Annotated in this window: 13 protein-coding genes and 2 pseudogenes; 4 read left to right on the plus strand and 11 right to left on the minus strand. The window is 68.0% G+C overall.

Annotation, left to right across the window (positions count from 1 at the left end; translation table 11 throughout):
* Positions 1-46: 46 nt before the first annotated feature.
* Entirely contained in the window at positions 47-361 is a 315-nt protein-coding gene (locus tag HUA78_RS15155) for a DUF2795 domain-containing protein (RefSeq protein WP_254614358.1), read from the minus strand.
* Between the two features lie 173 nt (positions 362-534).
* Here HUA78_RS15155 and HUA78_RS15160 point away from each other — a divergent pair, with 173 nt between their 5' ends.
* The gene (locus HUA78_RS15160) at positions 535-777 is read left to right on the plus strand and encodes a hypothetical protein (RefSeq protein ID WP_141644735.1); all 243 of its coding nucleotides are present in this window, start codon (positions 535-537) and stop codon (positions 775-777) included.
* A 66-nt stretch (positions 778-843) separates the two neighbouring features.
* Here HUA78_RS15160 and HUA78_RS15165 read toward each other — a convergent pair whose 3' ends face one another.
* The 7 genes and pseudogenes from HUA78_RS15165 to HUA78_RS15195 all read right to left on the minus strand — a co-directional run bounded on the left by HUA78_RS15165 (position 844) and on the right by HUA78_RS15195 (position 9,418).
* Positions 844-2,457 (minus strand): pyruvate dehydrogenase complex dihydrolipoamide acetyltransferase, encoded by a 1,614-nt coding sequence (locus tag HUA78_RS15165; RefSeq protein WP_174461907.1) that lies wholly within the window; start codon positions 2,455-2,457, stop codon positions 844-846.
* Between the two features lie 5 nt (positions 2,458-2,462).
* Positions 2,463-3,458 (minus strand): annotated as a pseudogene (locus HUA78_RS15170) (pyruvate dehydrogenase complex E1 component subunit beta); the annotation flags it as partial.
* Positions 3,459-3,502: 44 nt separating this feature from the next.
* Positions 3,503-4,627, minus strand: a complete 1,125-nt coding sequence (pdhA, locus tag HUA78_RS15175; RefSeq protein ID WP_141644746.1) for a pyruvate dehydrogenase (acetyl-transferring) E1 component subunit alpha — start codon at positions 4,625-4,627, stop codon at positions 3,503-3,505.
* Between the two features lie 133 nt (positions 4,628-4,760).
* Entirely contained in the window at positions 4,761-5,507 is a 747-nt protein-coding gene (locus tag HUA78_RS15180; RefSeq protein WP_174476548.1) for a hypothetical protein, read from the minus strand.
* Between the two features lie 55 nt (positions 5,508-5,562).
* A complete protein-coding gene (locus HUA78_RS15185) occupies positions 5,563-7,122 on the minus strand; it encodes a hypothetical protein (protein ID WP_174465988.1) in 1,560 nt (519 codons plus the stop codon).
* Between the two features lie 72 nt (positions 7,123-7,194).
* Positions 7,195-8,655, minus strand: coding sequence for an MFS transporter (locus HUA78_RS15190; RefSeq protein WP_174476549.1), 1,461 nt, complete (start codon positions 8,653-8,655; stop codon positions 7,195-7,197).
* Between the two features lie 82 nt (positions 8,656-8,737).
* Positions 8,738-9,418: an NUDIX hydrolase gene (locus HUA78_RS15195; protein WP_174476550.1), complete on the minus strand. Its 681-nt coding sequence runs from the start codon at positions 9,416-9,418 to the stop codon at positions 8,738-8,740.
* A 141-nt stretch (positions 9,419-9,559) separates the two neighbouring features.
* On the opposite strand from HUA78_RS15195, the gene HUA78_RS15200 reads away from it, so the two are divergent.
* The 3 genes from HUA78_RS15200 to HUA78_RS15210 all read left to right on the plus strand — a co-directional run bounded on the left by HUA78_RS15200 (position 9,560) and on the right by HUA78_RS15210 (position 15,680).
* On the plus strand, positions 9,560-12,070 hold the full coding sequence (locus HUA78_RS15200; protein WP_174454969.1) for a bifunctional UDP-sugar hydrolase/5'-nucleotidase: 2,511 nt from the start codon (positions 9,560-9,562) through the stop codon (positions 12,068-12,070).
* Positions 12,070-14,067 carry a hypothetical protein gene (locus HUA78_RS15205; protein WP_141644743.1) on the plus strand — a complete coding sequence of 666 codons (1,998 nt, stop codon included), beginning with the start codon at positions 12,070-12,072 and terminating at the stop codon, positions 14,065-14,067. The genes HUA78_RS15200 and HUA78_RS15205 overlap by 1 nt, the downstream gene beginning before the upstream one ends.
* An 80-nt stretch (positions 14,068-14,147) precedes the next feature.
* Positions 14,148-15,680 (plus strand): hypothetical protein, encoded by a 1,533-nt coding sequence (locus tag HUA78_RS15210; protein WP_141644744.1) that lies wholly within the window; start codon positions 14,148-14,150, stop codon positions 15,678-15,680.
* A 124-nt stretch (positions 15,681-15,804) separates the two neighbouring features.
* On the opposite strand, the gene HUA78_RS15215 is transcribed toward HUA78_RS15210, so the two are convergent.
* From HUA78_RS15215 to HUA78_RS45940, 3 genes and pseudogenes are all read right to left on the minus strand, one after another.
* Entirely contained in the window at positions 15,805-16,107 is a 303-nt protein-coding gene (locus HUA78_RS15215) for a hypothetical protein (protein WP_174461906.1), read from the minus strand.
* Positions 16,108-16,260: 153 nt separating this feature from the next.
* The gene (locus tag HUA78_RS47705; RefSeq protein WP_371745586.1) at positions 16,261-16,413 is read right to left on the minus strand and encodes a hypothetical protein; all 153 of its coding nucleotides are present in this window, start codon (positions 16,411-16,413) and stop codon (positions 16,261-16,263) included.
* Positions 16,398-16,587: pseudogene (locus HUA78_RS45940) on the minus strand (ISNCY family transposase); the annotation flags it as partial. The gene HUA78_RS47705 and the pseudogene HUA78_RS45940, both read right to left, overlap by 16 nt.

Below are 16,587 nucleotides of genomic sequence, written 5' to 3' on the forward strand. Positions count from 1 at the left end.
GCATGGACACGCCGGGAGAGCGCCCGGCGCGCCTGGGAGGGAGGATTCAGCGGGGAGATGTGAGGGTGGAGTCGCGCGTCTCGGGGAGCTGCTCCGCGTGGGCGGCATCCTGCTCGAGGGCCACGGCCACCGCGTCCACGGAGGGGAAGCTGCCCCTGGGCAGCACGCCCAGCAGCGAGAGCACCGTGGGCGGGGCCTCGTTCTCCCGGGCCACCCAGGTGAGCTCTTCAGCGGTGAGGGGGAACACCGCGCCGAGCAGGGCCTGGTGCAGCGACTGCGCGAGAGGCAGCGGCTGGCCCACCCGCTCCTCCAACTCCGACACACCCTGGACGAGCCGTTCGCGTGTCATGTCGTCGTTCATTTGGACGAAGTTAAGCAGCGAACCGACGCGGCTGCCGGCCTTTTTTTCGTGCCTGCTCAGCAAGCGAGGGAACGGGCCTTGCGGCGGGGCCTCGGGGTGGACGCCTATCGCCTCGCGTCACACCGTTAACGGAGGGACTCCGCACGAGTCTCCACCCCCAGGAGGACAGCGCCATGGCGCACCAGGACAAGCCGGACGACGTGCCGCGCAATGCGGCCAGTGACAGTGATTACGTGGAGCACATCGAACACGTAGAGGCCACGCGCCCCGAGCCCTGGCCGGGCATGAGGGGCCGTTCGCTGGGAGACGAGCATGACCTGCCCACGGGCACGAGCCGCGAGCAGCAGGCGAGCGTGACGTGCGAGCAGCGACGACTGGAAGAGGAAGCGCGCCGCGAAGAGCCGACGCGCCAGTGACGAAGCGGCCCGCTCCCGTGCGCCCCTGAGAATGGGGCACGACGAGGAGCGGGCCACGAGAACGGCCTAGAAGAGCAGCCGCGTCGGGTGCTCGAGCAGGCCGCGCAGCTCCCGCAGGAACTCCGCGCCGATGGCACCGTCGATGATGCGGTGGTCGCACGACAGCGTCGCCGTCATCATCTTGCGAATCACCATCTGCCCGTCCCGCGCCACCACCTTGTCCGCCACCGCGCCCACCGCGAGGATGGACGCCTGCGGCGGGTTGATGATGGCGACGAACTGGTCGATGCCGTACATGCCCAGGTTGCTCACGGTGATGGAGCCGCCCGTGTACTCCTCGGGCTTGAGGGCGCGCTTGCGGGCGCGCTCCGCCAGCTCACGCACCTCCGTGGAGATCGCCTGGAGCCCCTTGGTGTCCGCGTCGCGGATGACGGGCGTGATGAGCCCCTGCTCCAGCGCCACGGCGATACCCACGTCCACCGAGCCGTGGTGGACCACCTGGTCCCCCTGGAGCGAGACGTTGATCTTCGGGTAGCGACGCACGGCCATCGCCACGGCCTTCACGATGAGGTCGTTGACGGAGACCTTGAGCTCCATCGCCTTCGCCTCCTCGCGCACCTTCACCGCGGCATCCATCTCCACCTCGAGGGTGAGATAGAAGTGCGGCACGCCGGGCTTCACCTCCGTCATCCGCTGCGCGATGACCTTGCGCATGGACGACAGCGGCTCGGACCGCGCCTCGGGCCGGGCCACCGTCGCCGCGGACGGAGCCTTGCGCGCGGCGGGCGCCGAGGGAGCGGCCGCCGGAGCCTTCACGCCCCGAGCCAGCGCCTCCTCGATGTCGCGCTTCACCACGCGACCCGACGGGCCGGAGCCCTGCACCTGGGCGATGTCCAGGCCCCGGTCCTTGGCGATCTTCTTCGCCAGCGGGCTGGCCCGGACGCGTCGTCCTCCGGAGGCCACCGGTGCCGACGCGGCAGGCGTGGCCTGTGCGGCGGGCGCTGGGGGCCTGGGCGCGGCGGCCTCGACGGGCTTCGGCACGGCGGCCGGAGTCGGAGCAGCGGCGGCCTTGCCACCCTTGGGCGTGAGGTAGGCGATGGGCGAGCCGACGGGCGCCGACTGGTTCTCCCCGACGACGATCTCCGCCAGCGTCCCGTCGTCATAGGCTTCGATTTCGAGGTTGGACTTGTCCGTCTCCAGCTCGGCGAGCGCCTCGCCAGAGGAGACCTTGTCCCCCACCTTCTTCAGCCACTTGACGATCTTCCCCTCCGTCATCGTCGGGGAGAGGCTCGGCAACTGGATGGCGATGCGACCACCGCCCGTCGCGGGAGCGGCGGCCGGGGCCACGGGGGCCTCGACCTTCGCGGCGGGAGCAGGCGTGGGAGCGGAGGCGGGCGCGGCGGCCTTGGGCGCCGGAGCGCCACCCGCCGCCACCTTCTCGCCCTGCGCGCCGATATAGGCGATGGGCGCGCCGACGGGGGCCGACTGGTCCTCGCCGACGAGAATCTGAAGCAGGTAGCCGTCGTCGTAGGCTTCGATTTCGAGGTTGGACTTGTCCGTCTCCAGCTCGGCGAGTGCCTCACCGGAGGAGACCTTGTCCCCCACCTTCTTCAGCCACTTGACGATCTTCCCCTCCGTCATCGTCGGGGAGAGGCTCGGCATTTGAATGGGCGTGGCCATACGGGTCAGGCTCCCTGGCGGTACAACACCTTCTTCACGGCCGCGATGATCTTGGGCGCGTCCGGCTGGGTCGCGTTCTCCAGGTTCGCCGCATAGGACATGTTCACATCGAGCCCCGTCACGCGCTCCACCGGCGCGTCCAGCTCGTCGAACGCCTTGGACTGGATGATGTCCACCACGGAAGCGCCGATACCCGCAAGCGCCCAGCCCTCCTCGACGATGACGGCGCGGTTCGTCTTGCGCACGCTCGCCAGGATGGCCTCCTCATCCAGGGGCCGCAGCGTGCGCAGGTCCAGGACCTCCACGCTGATGCCCTCCTTCGCCAACTCCTCGGCCGCCTGCATGCAGAAGTAATACATGCGGCTCCAGGTGATGACGGTGACGTCCGTTCCCTCGCGCTTCACGTCCGCCTTGCCCAGCGGCACGACGTGCTCGCCCTCGGGCACCTCGCCCTTGAGCGCGTAGAGCCGCTCGCCCTCGAACATGATGACGGGGTTCTCGTCGCGGATGGCCGCCTTGAGCATCCCCTTGGCGTCCGCGGGCGTCGCGGGCGCAATCACCTTCAGGCCCGGGAAGTGCGCGTAGTTGGACTCCAGCGCCTGGCTGTGCTGGCTGGACAGCCGGCCACCGGCGCCGCCCGGTCCCCGGAAGACGATGGGGCAGCGCAGCTGACCGCCGGACATGTGGCGCAGCTTGGCCGCGTTGTTGACGATCTGGTCCATCGCGAGAATCGCGAAGTTCCAGGTCATCATCTCCACCACGGGACGCAGGCCCACCATGGCCGCGCCCACGCTCATGCCGCCGAAGCCCAGCTCGGAGATGGGCGCGTCGATGATGCGCGCGCTCCCGAACTTGTCCAGCAGCCCCTGCGACACCTTGAAGGCGCCGTTGTAGCGACCCACTTCCTCGCCAATCAGGAAGACGTTGGCGTCGCGCTCCATCTCCTCGGCGAGCGCCTGGTTCAGGGCCTCGCGGTACATCAACTCGGGCATCGTCGGCTCCGACTCGAAATCAAAAAGGTTGGTTTGGTCAGGGGGCGGGGGGACTAGCGGGTCAGGCCCGCCTTCTTGTCCGCAAGCTCCGCCTGCTCACGCGGCTCCAGGTCCCACGTCACCTTCAGCTCCTGGCCGCTCGGGTACGACGGCCAGTTCGTCACCTTCGTGCCCAGCACCCGCTCACGGGGACGCACGTCCGGCTCACCCGGCTCGACGATGGTGTCGCGCCACAGCTCTTCCAGGCTCGGCTCCGGGGACTCGTCCGCGAACTTCACCGCGGCGTCCACCTGCGCCTTCACCTCTTCTTCGATTCGCTCGAAGTCCGCGTCCGCGCCCAGGCCGTTCTTGATGGCGTAGTCGCGCAGCTTGGGGATGGGGTCGCCCTTGCGCTCCTCCTCCACCTCCTGCTTGGAGCGGTAGGTCGCCGGGTCCGCCATGGAGTGGCCACGGAAGCGGTACGTGTTCGCCTCCAGCAGCACGGGGCCCTTGCCCGCGCGGCACCACGCGGCCGCGTCCTTCACGGCCTCGTACATCTTCAGCACGTCCATGCCGTCCACCGGCTCGCCGCGCATGTCGTAGGCGGCGGCGCGCTTGTAGATCTCCGGCACCGCCGACGTGCGGGAGATGGCCGTGCCCATGCCGTAGCGGTTGTTCTCGCAGATGTAGATGACCGGCAGCTTCCACTTCGACGCCATGTTGAACGTCTCGTGGAGCGCGCCCTGGTTGGCCGCCGCGTCGCCGAAGTAGCAGACCGTCACGCGGTCCTCGTTGCGATAACGGCTGGCGAAGGCCATGCCGGCCGCCAGCGGAATCTGCCCGCCGACGATGCCGTAGCCTCCGTAGAACTGGTGCTCGATGTCGAAGATGTGCATCGAGCCGCCCTTGCCCTTGCTGTAGCCGGTGCCCCGGCCGAACAGCTCCGCCATCACCATGCCCGCGTCGCTGCCGCGCGCCAGGGGCTGGCCGTGGTCGCGGTACGCGCTGAGCATGTAATCTTCCTTCCGGATGGCCTCGATGGGGCCCACCGCCACGGCTTCCTGGCCAATGTACAGATGGCAGAAGCCGGCGATCTTCCCCAGCGTGTACTGCTGGCCCGCGCGCTCCTCGAAACGGCGGATGAGGTACATCTTCCGGTACATCGTCAACAGCAAGTCTTTCGAGTACGGGCTGGCCACCGCGGGTGCCTCCATGCTGTCCGCCCCTCCTCACCCGGGGCGGCAAACGCCGTGCGCCTCATAGCGCGCGGCAGGGGGACTTCAAAGCCTTTCAAACCCCTCAGGGCCGCACCTGTGTTCCAGGCGCGGTGCGTCAGGAAACGAGGGTGAAATGCGGGACGCTGATGATGCCGTCCAACAGCGTCACCGGTCGACCGGAATGATCCGTGGCCAGGTGAATCACGGTGGCCTCGGGGAAGCGCACCCGGTAGTCGTTGGCGTGGGTGGGCTCGTTGTCGAAGGCGGCCACCACGGTGCCCAGCCGACCCAGCCTCGCGTGCGCCTCTCGCTTGAACGCGTCGTCGTCCTCGCGCAGCGTGGGCTTCATCAAGAGCAGCACCCGCGCGTCGTCCGGCACCGCCATGCCGTGGCGCCGCATGCAGGCGACGGAGCCCTCGCGCATGCCCTCGTGGCGCCCGGTGACGTAGACGAGCCGCGCGCCCGTCGCCACCACGGCGTGGGTGAAGGCCGCCGCGCCGTCGATGGCCTCGTCCACCTCGCAGTACTCGCTGGTGAAGAAGCGCTCGCCCCAGAAGCGGCGGGCCTCTGGGAAGTGGGCCTGCACCTGGACTTCCTCCAGGCCACAGGCACGCATCGCGTCACGCATGTCCCAGCCGGAGGTCCAGTGCTCGGGGCCGCAGGCGGCGAGGCTCGCCACGGCCTGCGCCTCGCCATATTCCCGGAGGATGCGGGCCTGCCGGTGCCGGTTGTCGAGCAGGGTGGAGTCCAGGTCGAACGCCAGCACCGCCCGCTCGCCGAGGGAGCGGGCCCGAGCCAGGATGGCGTTCAGGCTGTCGCGCCAGTCGTCGCGGATGCGCTTCTTGAAGTCTTCGTGGGCCATGGGCGCGGCGAAGACTACCCGCGCGCGCCCGCCCGTGCCGCCGAAACCGCCTGTGTCAGGCGGCTGACTGCCAGGGCATGGGGCCAGGGGGCGCGCCCGGCACCGTGTCCGCGAAGCGCAGCATGCGCTGGATGCCGTTGCGGTCCAGCACCAGCCGCACCAGCTGCGTGCTCTCCTGGCGGCGGTCCGTCTCCTCCTCCTCCACCGTGAAGCGGAACACCACGTCCACGGGGTAGCGCTTGGCGCCCCGGATGTGCCCCACCGACAGGTCCGCCAGGTCCACGTACTCCAGCGCCAGTTCGGGCTCGTCCATGTCCCGCAGGAAGCGCTCCACGTTGAGCCGGAGGATGTCCGTGACGCCCGACAGGCCCCGGTCCGAGCGCGGCAGGAGGCGCGCGTCCAGGATGATGTGCTTGCGGTAGCGGATGACCGTCTCCGTCAGCTCGCCCTGGGACACGGTGAGGAAGTCGTCCTGGTGCCGCAGCGCCGCCACCGAGTCCGGCACCTTGGGCCCGTAGTCCACGCGCTCCTCGCACCTGCCGATGGTGCGCCCCGTCACCGGGTCCACCAGGTCCGCGGTGCGGTCCGACAGGTGCGTGGCCGCCACGCGGCTCGACAGCCGCCGCAGGCCCTCCTTGATGCGGTCCTTCATCATGTAGCCGACCACGGCGATGAGGAAGAAGTTGAGGCTCACCTGGGTGAAGCGGATCTGCGCCCACAGCGCCACCGCCGTGGCGAACGCCATCGCGATGCCCGCAGCCAGCGCGAACAGCACCTCTTCCCACCCCTGCCGCTTCTGCAGGCGGCGCGAGGACAGGAAGAGCACGTTCATGCAGAACTTCTTCAGCATGCCCAGCCGCAGGATGTACTCCTCGTTGTCGCCCGTGGGGCTCAGCACGCTGCGCAGCCGGTGCTCCTTGCGGTAGGACTCCTCGCGCAGCACCGCCTCCATCAGCCCCTTGCGCAGCCCCAGCCACGGCTCTCCGCGCGGCAGCGACTTCATGTCCGCCACCGAACGCCGGAAGCCGTTCTCCACCAGCAGGCTGACGTACTCGTCCACCAGCCGCAGCGACGCGCGGGAGCGCTCCTGCAGGCGCAGCTCCCCCACCGAGCGCAGCCACTGACGGAAGCGCGCCAGCACCTGCGTCACCCCCGCCTGCATCGCCACGACTTCCGACTCCAGCGTCGCGCACGCGTCGGTGGGCAGCGCCACCGGCCCCTCGCAGCGGGACTCCACGCCCGTGGCGAAGCGGCGCAGCGCCCCGCGCAGCACGCACGACAGGAGCTTCGCCTGGTAGACGACATCCCGCTCCGAGCCCAACCCCGTGCGCAACCACGCCTCCAGCCGCACCAGCGGCGAGGTGTCCGACGAGAGCAGCTCCTGCACCGCCATCACCGGCGTCTTGAAGCGCACGTAGTTGTGGATGTCCGCGTAGAAGTCCGCGCGGGGGTACGTCTCCTGGTCGATGTTCAAGCTGCCAGGGAGGAACAGATGCGCCTCCACGAGGTAGCGCGTCTCGTCCACGCCCGAGGGCTGGTACTCGAGCTTGATCTCGAACTGCTTCCGGTCGTGAACCTCGAAGCGGCTATGGAGCGGTGCGGGTGCCTGGGACACACCGCCACTCTACGTTACAACCCTGTCACGGGGGAGTGACGCCCCCGTGACGTCCAGCGGTCCACAGGGGGCTCAGCCCCCGGTACCAGTCTTGGGAGCTGCAACTGTCTGCGTCACAGCGGAAGCGCCCGAGGCGGGGGCGGCCTTGGACTGGGGCCGGGCGTTCCAGACCTTGGTGGCCAGCAGCAGGCCCGCGAAGGACAGGGGCAGCATGGCCAGGGGCCAGTTGCCCCAGTTGTGGGGGTCCTTGGCCACCTCCCCCGCCGGCAGGATGCGCCCGAGCAGCAACGACTGGAGCGCCGTGCCCGCATACACCGCGCCGTCGATGATGCCCACCGCGAGGCCCGCGTTCTTCTTGCCACCGAAGTCCATGCTGGCGGTGCCGGACAACATGCCGTGCACGCCGATGACACACAGGGACATGAAGATGACCGTCCACCCCAGCGCGGGGCTGCCCAGGAGGAACAGCGTGGCCACCGCGCCCACGCTCATGCCCGCGTAGAGCACCGCGGAGACAGGACCCCGGCGCGAGTCGAACACGCGGTCGCTGATGACGCCGGCGAACATGCCGCCAGTGATGCCCGCCACGCAGAGCAGCATGCCCCAGTTGGCCGCGACGAAACCGTCGGCGATGCCCGTCGCCTTCGCGAACTTGGGGTACCACTGCATGATGGCGTTGCGCATGAAGCCGCTGCAGAACTCCACCATCAGGATGATGATGGTGCGGTTGGTGATCATCTTCTTGAAGACGGGCCACACGCCCAGGCCCGCCTGGGACTCTCCGCTGGATGCGTCCGCGGTGTCGAAGTCCGGATGGCCCGTGTGGCTGGGCGTGTCGCGGATGACGAAGTAGTCCACCACCACGAAGGCCGCGAGGATGGCCGCGGGCACGAAGAACACCCAGTACGTGGGCGCCGCCTTGGCGATGAAGCGGCTCCAGTCGTAGGCGAAGTACACGCCCAGGGAGATGAGGATGCCGAACACGCCGCCCAGCTGGCCGCGCTCGCGCACGTGGAACCAGGACGCGTTCACCTTGACGATGGAGACCGCGCCAAAGCTCTGGAAGTACATGTTGACGGCGTAGAGGAACGACAGCGTCCCCACGATTCCACCCGGCGGCTGCCAGCCGTCCGTGAGCACCTTGTAGACGACGATGCCCATCAGCACGTTCGCCACGGACGAGCCCGCGGCCGACAGCAGGATGGTCTTCCGCCCGCCGAGCCGGTCCGTCAGCGGACCGTTGAGCAGGAAGGCGCAGCCGTACACGAGCGTGCCCCAGAAGAAGATGGTGCCGAAGTCCGCGTTGGACGTGTGGCCCTTCATCGCGCTGGTGGCTTCGTTGAGGTTGTAGCGCCCCATGTAGAGGAACGCGTACGTCATCCCCAGTGGGAACCAGTTGAAGAAGCGGCGGCGACGGAACGCGTCCGTGTGACCCAGCTCCACCTTGGGCAGGCGGGCCAGCACGAGCGAGATGGCCCCCAGCAGGATGAGAATGGGCAACAGGTTGGCCAGCCACGGGGGCAGCGACGACATGCAGCGACCTCGTCAGTGGAGTGCGGAAACGCCGCGCACCCTACCCTGGCACGCGGCCCGCGAGAAACCCCACGGACATGTCTCAGCCCAGTCGGGCGAGCAGCCTCGTCAGCGACACCTCCGTCTTCGCATCCGGGATGTCACCGCGCCGGCACGCATCGAGGACCTCCTGGAGCGGTCGCCACTGAAGCAGCGTCCCCTCTTCCAGGGGCGACCCATCCCCCTCCGGCTCCTCCTGCTTCACGTCCGTGACGTCCACCGCCGAGGGGAACACCTTCTCCGAGAGGATGCCCGGCGCCAGGAAGAACGAGCCCCCCAGCAACTGGATGTCCTCGGGGCGCACCGCGTAGCCCGCCTCCTCGCGGACTTCTTCGGCCGCGCGGCGCCGCAGGCCCTCCTCGCCCTTGTCCTCCGGCTCCAGCAACCCCGCGACGATCTCCTCCACCCGCAGGTAGCCCGCACCGGGGTCCGGCACCGTCATCGCGTCCCGCTGATCCTTCCGGAAGTACGCCGCGGGCCTCAGGTTCATCCGCGTCAACACCTCCAGTCCCGCCGCACCGCGTCGATAAACGAGCACCGACACCGCATCGAGTCGGGGCCTGTCCACCACGTCCACCCGGTAGACTGGCGAGGAAGAGCCGTCCGCGCGTCGATTGCGACACCGCAGGCGCTTCACTCGGAGGAAACCCTCGTCGCAGCGCGCCGTGGCCGAGAAATCCTCGATGATCTCGATGTCAGTCACACTGGAATGGCTCTGCCGCATGTCTGCCTGCTCTCCTGGAGTTGAACGGTCAAGGTGTGCGAGTAGGAATGCCATGGCGGCGTAGCTTGCCCGCCCGTGTCCGATACCGTACCTTGCGCGCGCTTTACTCCCGACGTCCTACCGAAACACGGATTCTTCCTGATGCGTCGCCTCCTGCTCGGCCTTCTTAGTGCCCTGGCCACCGCCTCATGCATGCCAGTGGTGGAGGGCCAGGACTACCACCTCGAGGGGCAGGAGGTGCGCCTCACGCTCCTTCATACCTCGGACATCCATTCCCGGCTCATCCCGTATGACTTCGCTCCGCTGAAAACGGACCAGGACCTGGGCCTCGTGCCCGAGGCCGGTCCCTTCGGTGGCGCGACGCGCATGGCCGCCATCCTCAAGCGCGAGCGCGCGAGGGGCGAGCGGGTGATGCACGTCGACTCGGGCGACTGCTTCCAGGGCGCTCCGATCTTCAACCTCAACAACGGTGAAGTGGAGTTCCGCTTCCTGTCGCAGGCACGTCTGGATGCCGCGGTGGTGGGCAACCACGAGTTCGACGCCGGCGCGCTGAACTTCACGCAGCAGGCCAAGCAGAACGCCACCTTCCCGCTGCTCGCCGCCAACTACAACTGGAATGACTGGCGGCAGAACGGCAGCAACGAGACGGGGCTGGAGACCTCGCCGTACACCATCCGCAACATCAAGGGCCTGCGGGTAGGCATCGTCGGCATGGCCAACATCTCCTCGCTCAACTCCATCGTCGAGGGTGGCAACAGCCTGCAGGTCACCCCCCTGGAGCAGAACGAGGTCGTCCGCGCCTATGTGGCGCTCCTTCGGCCGGTGACGGACCTCATCGTCCTCGTCAGCCACCTGGGCCTCACCGAGGACCAGGACGTCGTCCAGGGCTACGAGGCCTATTACGAGTACGGCCGCGCCCGCAGCTTCATCCGCCGCGAGGACAGCCCCTGGCAGGTGCTGGAGTGGTTCGGTCCGGAGGGCAACGAGAACTCGGTCGTCCGCGTGTTCGTCCCCGGCGTTTCTGGCGTCGACGTCATCATGGGCGGCCACCTGCACGTGGTGCTCAACCCGCCGCAGCTGCTGGCGGACCCGAGCGGCCGCAAGGTGGTGCTCGCGCACTCCGGCGCCTTCTCCAAGTACGTGGGCCGGCTGGAGCTGGTCGTGAAGATGCCGGACGTGCTCGGCACGGGTGAAGGCGGCGAGGTCCTCAGCCAGGACTACCGCGTGTTCCCCATCGACGGGCTCTGGTGCGACGACGCCATGCGCCGCTACCGCTACGACTCCAACATCTTCTGGGAGGACGGCCAGTTCATCCAGACCCCCGCCGTGCGCGCGGCCATCGACGCCTGCCGCGAGCAGGAGGACCGGCAGACGACGCACCTGCTCCAGCCCTACATCATCGGGATGGACATGAAGCTGCAGCTCACGAACATCTTCGCGTACGCGCCCACGGACGTGACGCGCCGGAACAACTCGACGGGTGGCGACTCGCCGCTGGGCAACATCGCCGCGGACTCGATGCGCAAGCGTCGCCGCGTGGACGCGCAGATGGCGCTCACCAACTCGCTGGGCATCCGCGACAACCTCTACTCCGGCGTCGTGTCCCAGGAGTCGATGTTCAACGTGTTCCCGTTCGAGAACACCATCAACATCATGTACCTGTCGGGCAAGGAGATGCAGGAGATGTTCGACTTCGTGGCCGAGCGCTCCTCCGAGCGTGGCTGCGTGAGTCAGGCGCAGATCTCCGGTGCCAGCTTCACCATGGACTGCGCCCAGGTGCAGATCAACGACCTGCGCGTCGAGTGCAAGCTCTCGCTGGAGGGCGCGGACTGCCCCCCGGACAACCGCGAGGGCCACGCCCCCTGGCAGTGCATCCAGGACACGAGCACCTCGGCCACGACGGGCCGCTGCTACGCCCACCCCGGCACGAACATCGTGGTGGGCGGCAAGCCGCTCAACCCGTTCGGCACCTACCGCGTGGCGGTGAACGACTACATCGCCAAGGGTGGCTCGGGCTTCAACGTGCTCAAGCGCAACACCACGCGCCAGGAGACGGGCATCTCCCTGCGCGACTCGCTCATCGGCTACATGCAGGACTTCTGCACCTGCGACGACATCAACGCGGGCTACGCGACGCGTGGCAACCGGGCTGACGGGCAGCGCTGTGGCTCGCTGGTGAACGGCCAGTGGGTCATCAATGATCGCCTGCGCGCCTCCTGTCGGGAGATGCAGGACTATGAGAACGAGCTGTCCGCCAAGGTGGGGAGCTGCTCCTGCGAGGACCTGCTGCGCAACGGCTACAACCCGTCGAGCTGCGGTGTCGCCTCCGTCACCAACCCCGACCAGGCCCGCGCGGCCTGCATCGCCGCCAAGCAGGTGGGCACCTGCACCTGCGGAGATCTGGCGGCCCGGGGCTACAACCCGGATGGCTGCAACATCCCCGACGTCACCACCGCCCTGGAGGCCCAGGCCGCCTGCGCGGTCTCCGCGGGCCCGTTCACCGGCCGGTGTGACTGCCGCGAAGTCATGAGTGGAATCAACCCCGTGTGCGGAACGGTGACGCAGCAGCTGCGCAACTTCTGCACGAACCCGACGGCGATGCCCATCGCCGACGCCGTGGAAGACGGCCGCATTGGCCGGAGGGTGAAGTAATGAAGAAGCTCATGCTGCTGTCGGCGCTGGCCCTGGTCGGCTGTTACACCGAGGAGTCGCCTCAGCCGAAGGGCCTCGCGTCGTTCGAAGTCACCGTGAAGGGCTTCTACGTCGCGGACTCCAATCCGCGCGCGTCGCTGCCCGTGGTGGCCAGCTGCGTTGCCCAGCACGGTGGCACCCAGGCCGCCGTGCCCATGGAGCTGCGTGGCACCCCGGACTGCCGCCTGGCCATGCCTCGCGGTCCGGTGGATATCGACTTCGATATCCAGGCGGTGGACGTGAAGGGCCAGCCGATGGATGCGTTCAACGGCCCCGTCTCCTTCCGCACCGTCCCGGGAAACCTCACCGGCCCCTATCGCTACCGGTGGGTGCAGCTCACCAATGGCAAGGGCACGGGCACCGTGCGCAGCGCGCAGCTCTACGGTGAAGCCCACGTGTGGGTGGAGGACGAGCCCGTCCAGGTCGACTACGCCGAGGGTGAGGTCGTCGCCGGAGAGCTCCCCGAGGAGCCCGCCACGCGCACCTTCTCCACTGGCCTGTCGCGCTCCATGCACTTCGAGGAGCCCACCATCTCCACGGTGCAGGTGCCGCAGAACAGCGACCAGCTCACCGCGTACAACGGCACGTTCATGCGCATTGGTCGCGCGCCCGAGGCGGGCTCGCCGCTGATCCAGAACTGCGAGCCGGACGACCCGAACTACAACCAGCCGGTGACGCTGCTGGTGACGGGCACGGACCCGGGCGGCTTCTTCGTGACGGACCTGACGGCGTGCCGCGTGCGTGAGGGAAGCATCCCCGGCGCCAACACCCAGACGGCGGAGCCCTCGGGCTTCTTCCCAGGCCGCTTCAACGCCCTCTACATCTACAACTACTCCTTCCCGGAAGGGTTGGATCCGGGCGACCTGCTGTGGTCCATCGCGGGCTCCGTGCAGGAGTTCACCGCGACCACGCAGCTGACGTTCCCCTCGTGGAGCATCCGCGAGAAGGTCCGCCTGCTGCCCCAGGCCGAGTGGAACAAGTACCTGGCCCTGGCGCCGCCGACGGAGATCAACGGCCGGCTGTGCGGCTTCAGCGGCTCGCCCTACATCACGGACGTGATGTGCGGCTACAGCTACGGCAACTACAAGATGGAGGGCCTGGAGTCCTCGCTGGTGAAGATTCGCCGGGTGAAGTTCCCGCAGGTCTTCCGGAGCTGCGACGCCAACGGCAACAACAGCGTGCCATTCTTCTGTCCCGACCCGCGCACCAACGTCTTCGGCGCCTGTGGCGAGGACGACCCCAATGACCCGGACGTCCCCGAGCGTAAGTGCAACGTCGACTGCACGCTGGGCCTGGGCGAGTACCGTGGGCAGATCTGCGCGGAGAAGACGACCTACGACAACTTCGGCCAGTTCGTGGTGGAGATGAACCCGACGGGCGCCGCCGAAGCGGGCCTGGACGCCACCGTGAACGGCCGACTGCACGCGCTCAACGCGCTGCCGCCCGTGTCCCCCGCCACCGAGGCGTGGACGCGCTCCTCCAACGCCTACACCACGGGCGTGACGGTGAACATCTGGTGCGACAAGGCCGTGAATGTGCGCTTCGGCGGCAGCAGCGTGCCCGGTGTGGCGACCAACGTCGCCCTGGCCGCGGCCACGCGCCTGGAGCACACGCTCAAGGACAACCAGTTGTTTGTGTGGGTCTCCGTGCAGGACGCGGTGAACGGCTCGGCCAGTTGCAAGGTGAGCCAGCACCCGCGTACCCGCATCAACCTGGTGACCAAGGACGCCGTACCGGACCTGGTGGTCAACTGCAGCGAGACGGATGCCGACGCGGAGCGCGCCGAGCAGTGCCGGTTCCTGCATGGAGCGACCTTCGACATCGTGGGCCATCTGCGCCACGTCAGCGCGGCTCGGCCTCGCTGGATTGTGCTGCCCCGAGATCAGGACGACCTCTGCTGCTACCCTGGCCCGGGCATGGAGTGCCCGCGTCCCATCGAACCTTGCGTGAATCCGTAGGCTTTTGACGAAACTCGCGCCCCGGGTCACCGGGGTGCAGGGAGGAGCGAACCCAAGCGGGCGCTCCGTGGAGAGGGACATTGAAAACGCTGCAGAAGCTGGCCCTGACCGGCCTTATCTCCCTGAGTGTGCCCGCCTGGGCCAGTGACTTCGTGGACACGCGTCTGTCGTTCGTGTTCGCGGACGACAACGTGCTCGCGGGCTCGGGTGAAACCACGCCCAACAGCCCCAACGCACGGTTTGGCGCGGGCAACCAGAACACCCAGTTCTACGACAACTTCAACACGCGCTTCTCCGGCTTCGAGTCGCTGTCGAACATCGTGCTCTACAAGCGGGCACCGGCGTTCTTCGAGGGACTGACGACGGAGGCGGCCCTGACGCTGCTGGTGCTGGAGCGCCCGAGTGGTCAGGTCGCCATCCAGGACAACTCCAGCTACATCCGGCTCAACTACCAGCCGCCGGGCTGGGGTGAGAAGGAAGGCATCTCGCTGGTGGGCTTCCCGGTGTCAGCGGACCGCTTCCGGCTGGGCTATGCGTACCGCATCTCCTGGGGCGGCAGCGGCGTGTTCACCACCCGCTCGGCCACCAACGGCGTGCCGGGTGCCAAGCTGCAGATCACCCGCGACAGGTGGTACGCGTACGTGGGCGGCAAGACGGCGCTGGTGCAGAACGAGCTCGTCCTCGAGGAAGAGACGCTTTACGGCGTGATGGCCGGCGCGGGCGTGGACATCCTGGAGACGCTGCGCGTCGAGGCGGGCGGCGGCTACTTCCAGAAGGGCCTGGTCCCCGGGCTCGCGACGCTGGGTGTGGAGGCGCCGGTGAACGCCGCGGGCGTGTCCGCGCAGGTCGTCTACCACGTGGGTGTGCCCGTCGGCACGAGCGTGGACTTCCGGCTCTACAAGAACGACCCGGAGATCTACGAGCGCTTCTTCGCCCCGGAGAAGTACCCGGGTGGCCTGTCCTACTCCGTGTCGCTGGAAGGCAGCTACCTGTCCCAGACGCTGGAGAAGCCGGACCAGTTCGGCGCGACCGAGCCCCAGGGCGCCACGGCGCTGGCGCTGCAGGCCCGCGCGAAGCTGGGCTTCCTGCGCCTCAGCCTGCTCGGCCTGTACCGCAGCCTCTCGTACATCCAGTTCGACGTGCCGGGCTTCCCCCCGTTCCAGGACTTCCCCGAGGGGACGGAGCTGAACCCGGAGATCTTCCTGGCGTTGGGCGCGGACTACCACCTGCCGGCGCTGCACTTCACGCCGGGCTTCATCTTCGGCATCCAGCGTCCGGCGTCGTTCCGCAGCCCGACGTCGCTGCTCGGTGGCAACAACCCGCCGCCGAACCTGGTGGGCACGCGCACCGTCGTGGTGCGTGACGTGAATCAGCTGAGCATCCTGCCGGAGACGTGCGGTGGCTCGGGAGCGTGCGGCGCGGAGCCCATCTACTCCGCCAAGGCGACGTTCCGCTGGGACCTGTCCGACTCCGTCGCGGCGGTGGGCGAGGTCTACTACACGTACGACACCAACCGGACCACGTTCCGGGACGACATCACGGGCGTGGCGCAGGCCACGTTCGAGAAGCCGCACGCGCTGGGCTTCAACACCCTGCTGCAGGCGCGCTTCTAGGCGTTCGCTCGGTTGAGCAGACATCGCGGCCCGGTTCCCTTCGCGGGGGACCGGGCCGTTGTCGTTGGAGCGCTCGGGCGCCAGGGGACGAAGACATCCGCCTGCCCATGGCCGCACGACGGCCCTACCTCGTCCTTGCCCTGGCCTCCCTCACGGCACTGCTCAGGAAACGGAACAGGTCGAACGCAATCCCCTCCGGCCCGAAAGCAGGAACTTCGACGACCTGGCCCGAGTGCAGAATCACCTGAAGCGCGAGCGAGAGCGGCTCCTTGGAGGGGAGAAGCACCCGCTCAATCTCGTCGAAGCGCACCTGCGTGCTCTCCGCGCCCGACAACACCACGAGCCCGTCTTCCGTCAGGACGATGGCGCCATCCCTGGCGTGCAGGCGGTTCTCGTAGACACCGAACGCCGTGGCGGCGAGAGGCACCTCTGCACTCCACCAGGATGGCCGTTTGCCATGGGCAAAGGCGTAGTAATTCGCAACTCCGACTTGGGTGTCATCTCTTCGTGTTCGCAAACGGAAGTTACGCCCCGCATGCATTTCCATCGTGGCCACGCTAGTGCGCCCCCTCGTAGAACATCATGCCATTCGGGTGGCCCCCTGCCCCAGGGTAGCGCACAGCTCGGACGCGGTGGTCACCAGGGAATGAAGTGTGTCGCCCTGGATGACGACACCTGGAAACCTCCGTCCTGGGAAACGGATGACAGCGTTTTTTTCTACGCCGGCAAATATGGCCTGAGCCCCTCTTCGATGCCTCGGAGGTAGCCATCCGGGTTGGCCCGGAAGCGCCGGCCCAGGATGCGAGGGACGCGCCGCTGCTCAAGCTGAAAGCGCAGTCTCTGCCAGTCATTGATGTTCCTAGGTTCCAGGTAGGGGCCGTCAAGCGCAGGCAGAAGGAATGCCGAG

This window comes from Myxococcus sp. CA033 (assembly GCF_013336625.1).
Lineage (GTDB): Bacteria > Myxococcota > Myxococcia > Myxococcales > Myxococcaceae > Myxococcus > Myxococcus llanfairpwllgwyngyllgogerychwyrndrobwllllantysiliogogogochensis.